Source organism: Leisingera sp. F5 (assembly GCF_001593695.1).
Genome location: NZ_LUKH01000199.1, coordinates 1 through 3,918 on the forward strand (window position 1 = coordinate 1; position 3,918 = coordinate 3,918).

Consider the following 3,918-nt stretch of genomic DNA (forward strand, 5'->3'; position numbering starts at 1 on the left):
CTGTGGCCGGGCGCATCATCGCGGCGCGGCACCCCAAAGGCACGCCGCCAGTGAAAGTGGCCTGGTTTCCCGGTCCCGAGAATGCCGGCTGGGTGAAATTTGTTGAGCAAGGGTTCCGCGCGGCGCTGGCGGAAAGCTCGGCGGTGGTCGCGGTGACGAAATACGGAGACACCGGTCGGGAGATTCAGGTCCGCCTCGTCGAAGAGGCTTTGGATGAGGCGCCGGATCTGGACTATATCGCCGGGTCTGCGCCTGCTGCCGAGGCCGCGGTGTCGGTCCTGCGTGCCCGTGGTTTGCAGGGGAAGGTTCTGGTTGTGTCAGACTACATGACCCACGCCGTCTACCGGGGTGTTCTGCGTGACCGCATCATTGCAGCCCCCACGGATTTCCCAGTGCTGCAAGGGCGGCTGGCTGTGGAAATGGCTGTTCGCGCGATTGAGGGAAAGCTGCAAGCCAGACATGCCGGGCCGGAAATCCAGGTCTTTGATCAGAATTCGCTGCGCGGGGACATGCTGGAGCAATCCCTGGCACCGGCTAGTTTTGTGCCGGTGTTTGATTTTCTTCCCCAGCGGTGACGGTGCTGCGGCGGCGCTGAAACGGAAGGCGGCAGGTCTGTTGACCGGCGGCGTGTGATCTACCATCCTTCTTTCAATACTGCGGGATACCACCAGGCGGCTATCAGACGTTCTGTGGCAGTCGTGACAATGAGGTCTGCCCTATGCCAACGGCGCAGCAGAAGGGATATGTTCTGGATACCCACCGGCTGTGCGATCCGGCGCAGACGCTGGCTGCAGTCCGGCCGCATCTTGCCGGTATGGGCATCACCCGCATCGCCAATCTGACCGGGCTGGACCGGGTCGGCCTGCCCACCGTGATGGTGACGCGGCCCAATTCCCGTTCTGTCGCGGTGGCGCTGGGCAAGGGGCTGACGCTGGAAGCGGCACAGGCCTCGGGCGTGATGGAAGCGATCGAGACCTGGCACGCGGAACGGATCACACTGCCCTTGCGGGCAGCCAGCTATCTGGACTTGCGGCAAGACGCATTTGTTGCGGATGTTGAGCGGCTGCCCCGTGTGACCGGCGGCAGCTTTGATCCGCATCATCCGATGCTGTGGATCGAGGGGGAAGACCTTGCGTCAGGCCAGCCGCATTGGCTGCCCTACGAAATGGTTGACACCGACTATACCGCGCGGTCCTGCGGCGGGCAGGGTGCGTTTCCGCGCACGACCAACGGTCTTGCCTCGGGTAACAGCTTGGCGGAAGCCACCTGCCATGCCATCTGCGAGTTGATTGAAAGGGATGCGATCACTCTGTGGCACCATGCACTGCCGGGTCCGCGTATTGACCCCGAAACGATAGACGACCCGCGCTGCCGTGCGGCGCTGGAACGGTTTGCTGTAGCAGGATTGACAGCCGGAGTTTGGAATATTGCCTCGGACACCGGGGTGGCGGCGTTTCATTGCATGATTTGCGAAGGCGGCACCCGGCCCGGTCATATCGGCATTGGCAGCGGCTGCCACCCGGACCGGGCCATTGCCCTGCTGCGGGCGCTGACCGAGGCCGCTCAGACGCGGCTGACCTATATCTCCGGCGCGCGCGACGATCTGGACCCGGATGAGTTTACCCCCAAGGCGTCGGCAGAACGCGCCCAGTATGTCCGGGCGGTGTTGGCTCGAACCGACCCGGTGGACCGGTTGCAAGATTGCCCGTCCTACTCATCGCCGTCGTTCGAAGATGACCTGGCATGGCTCCTGAACCGGCTGGGGGATGCGGGGATGGAGCAAGTTCTGACGGTCGATTTGTCGCGTCCGGGTCTGGGTATCTCTGTGGTGCGCGCGGTGATCCCGGGACTGGAGGCGCCGCATGACGATCCGGATTTCATAGCAGGCCCGAGGGTTCTGAGAACAGCGGAGGCACAGGATTGACGGCAGTTGTTTTTGCAGGCCCGACAATCAGCACTGAGGAGGTCCGGAACCTGCTGAATGCCACTGTTCTGCCGCCGGCTGGTCAAGGCGACATTTACCGGGCCGCCCGTCAAGGTGCGACGGTCATCGGCTTGATCGACGGGTACTTCGAAGGCGTGCCCTCGGTCTGGCACAAAGAAATCCTGTGGGCGCTGGAGCAGGGGATTGCGGCGTTCGGCAGCGCCAGCATGGGGGCGCTGCGGGCGGCTGAACTGTCTGCGTTCGGGATGGTTGGCATTGGGGACATCTATGAGGCCTATGCTGCAGGTGAAATTTGCGACGACGACGAAGTTGCTGTTCTGCACAGCCCGGCAGAATTGGGCTTTGCACCGCTGAGCGAACCGATGGTCTCGATCCGGGCAACCGTGGCGCGCGCGGCAGCTGACGCGGTGCTGGAAGCGGATCAGGCTGCGGAACTGTTCAGAACGGCCAAGCAACTGTTTTATCACGACAGGACCTGGGAACAGATCCTTGCGGGATTTGCGGATGCATCCTGGCTTGACAGGTTTTCGGCCTGGCTGGAAACCGGCCGGGTGGATGCCAAGCGCGAGGACGCGCAGAAGATGCTGATCCGTATGGCGGCCTTTTTGGAGACGGGGGGGAAGGCCGCTTCCATTCCGCCTGAGAAAGTTGAACGCTCGCTTGCCTGGCAGGGCTTGGTGCGGCGGATCGAGGCGGAGGCGTACAGCCTGCCGGATGCGGACCTGCAGGTGCTGGATGAGTTGCGCCTGGAGCCCCGGCGCTTTGGTGTATTCCGGACCCGCGCTGCAGTGCGCTGCTTGGCGCTGGAGGATGCCAGACAAAAGGGGATGCGCGCGGACCGGCAAGAGATTTTAGAGCAATTGAACAGCCACCGGGAAACACACAAGCTTTTCCGCAGTGCCGACCTCAAACAGTGGCTGGCTGAAAACAGGCTGACGGCTGACGGGTATGAAGCGCTGCTTGGAGGAACAACGCTGGCTGACACCGCCGTGAATGCCTTGGGCGAACAGCTGGATCTGCACTTGCTGGCAGAGCTTCGGCAGGCAGGCGCCTTTGCGCAATTGAAATCCCGCGCCATTTCCAAGTCGCAGTGGCTGGCTGAACAAAACCAGCCGGGCAGCGACCAGCCTGAGCAGGACCGGGTGCGGTTGATCCTCTGGTACTTCGAAACACGCCTGCAGCGGGAAATTCCGGATGACCTGGATAAGTATGCCTCGGGTATCGGCCTTAAAGACCTTGATGAATTCTATGCGCTGATCCGGCGTGAATTCATGTATCATCAAAAGGGAAAAACACAGTCTGCACCGGAAGGCAGGGACCAGGCAGGGCACATAGGGTGAAACCTCCGCAGAACTGGAGGGCACATGGACGACACGTTTGAACTGAAGGAGGAAGCGCCGGGAACGCGGTTTCTACTGTTTCCGCAATCCCCGTTCCGGACTGCGAATCCCGAACCGGAACTGGTCGAGATTTCCGCGCCGCCCGGTTCTATCGGGCCGGGACCGTCGGGGCCTCGGATGTATACAGTCAACCCTTTGGGCAAAACAATTCCTTTTGGGGCCATCGTTCCTGGCCCGTCGGGGCCGGGCATGTACTTGCCGCCTTGGCACGGAGATGTCCAGGAACCGCCAGCGCCGGACGAAGATGGCCACTTTATGCACGTTCTGCCTTCAGATCCCGGTTTTGAGGCGGTGCATTTGTTTGCTGCCGCCCATTTCACACTGGATGTGTGGGAGGCGTATTTTGGGCACCCGATCCCCTGGCATTTCGCGCGCGACTATGACCGGCTGGAGCTGTCGCTGCTGCCAAGCCTGGACAACGCGCATATCGGCTGGGGGTTTCTGGAAACCGGCGGCACCTGGGAGCATGGCGGCGAATACCGTGCCTACAGCCTGAACTTTGACGTGGTCGCCCACGAGATCGGCCACGCCATCATCTACAGTGTCGCGGGCATGCCGGTCTCGGATGATGTA

The 3,918-nt window shown here is 62.0% G+C and carries 3 protein-coding genes and 1 pseudogene; all 4 read left to right on the top strand.

Annotated elements, in window-relative coordinates:
* A partial coding sequence (torT, locus tag A2I95_RS27215; RefSeq protein ID WP_291734931.1) for a TMAO reductase system periplasmic protein TorT occupies window positions 1-575 on the top strand: 575 nt, incomplete at its 5' end.
* Between the two features lie 143 nt (window positions 576-718).
* Window positions 719-1,924 (top strand): YcaO-like family protein, encoded by a 1,206-nt coding sequence (locus A2I95_RS27220; RefSeq protein ID WP_291734933.1) that lies wholly within the window; start codon window positions 719-721, stop codon window positions 1,922-1,924.
* Window positions 1,921-3,285 carry a TfuA-like protein gene (locus tag A2I95_RS27225; protein ID WP_291734936.1) on the top strand — a complete coding sequence of 455 codons (1,365 nt, stop codon included), beginning with the start codon at window positions 1,921-1,923 and terminating at the stop codon, window positions 3,283-3,285. Before A2I95_RS27220 ends, A2I95_RS27225 begins: the two co-directional genes overlap by 4 nt.
* Before the next feature lie 177 nt (window positions 3,286-3,462).
* Window positions 3,463-3,918: pseudogene (locus A2I95_RS27230) on the top strand (hypothetical protein); the annotation flags it as partial.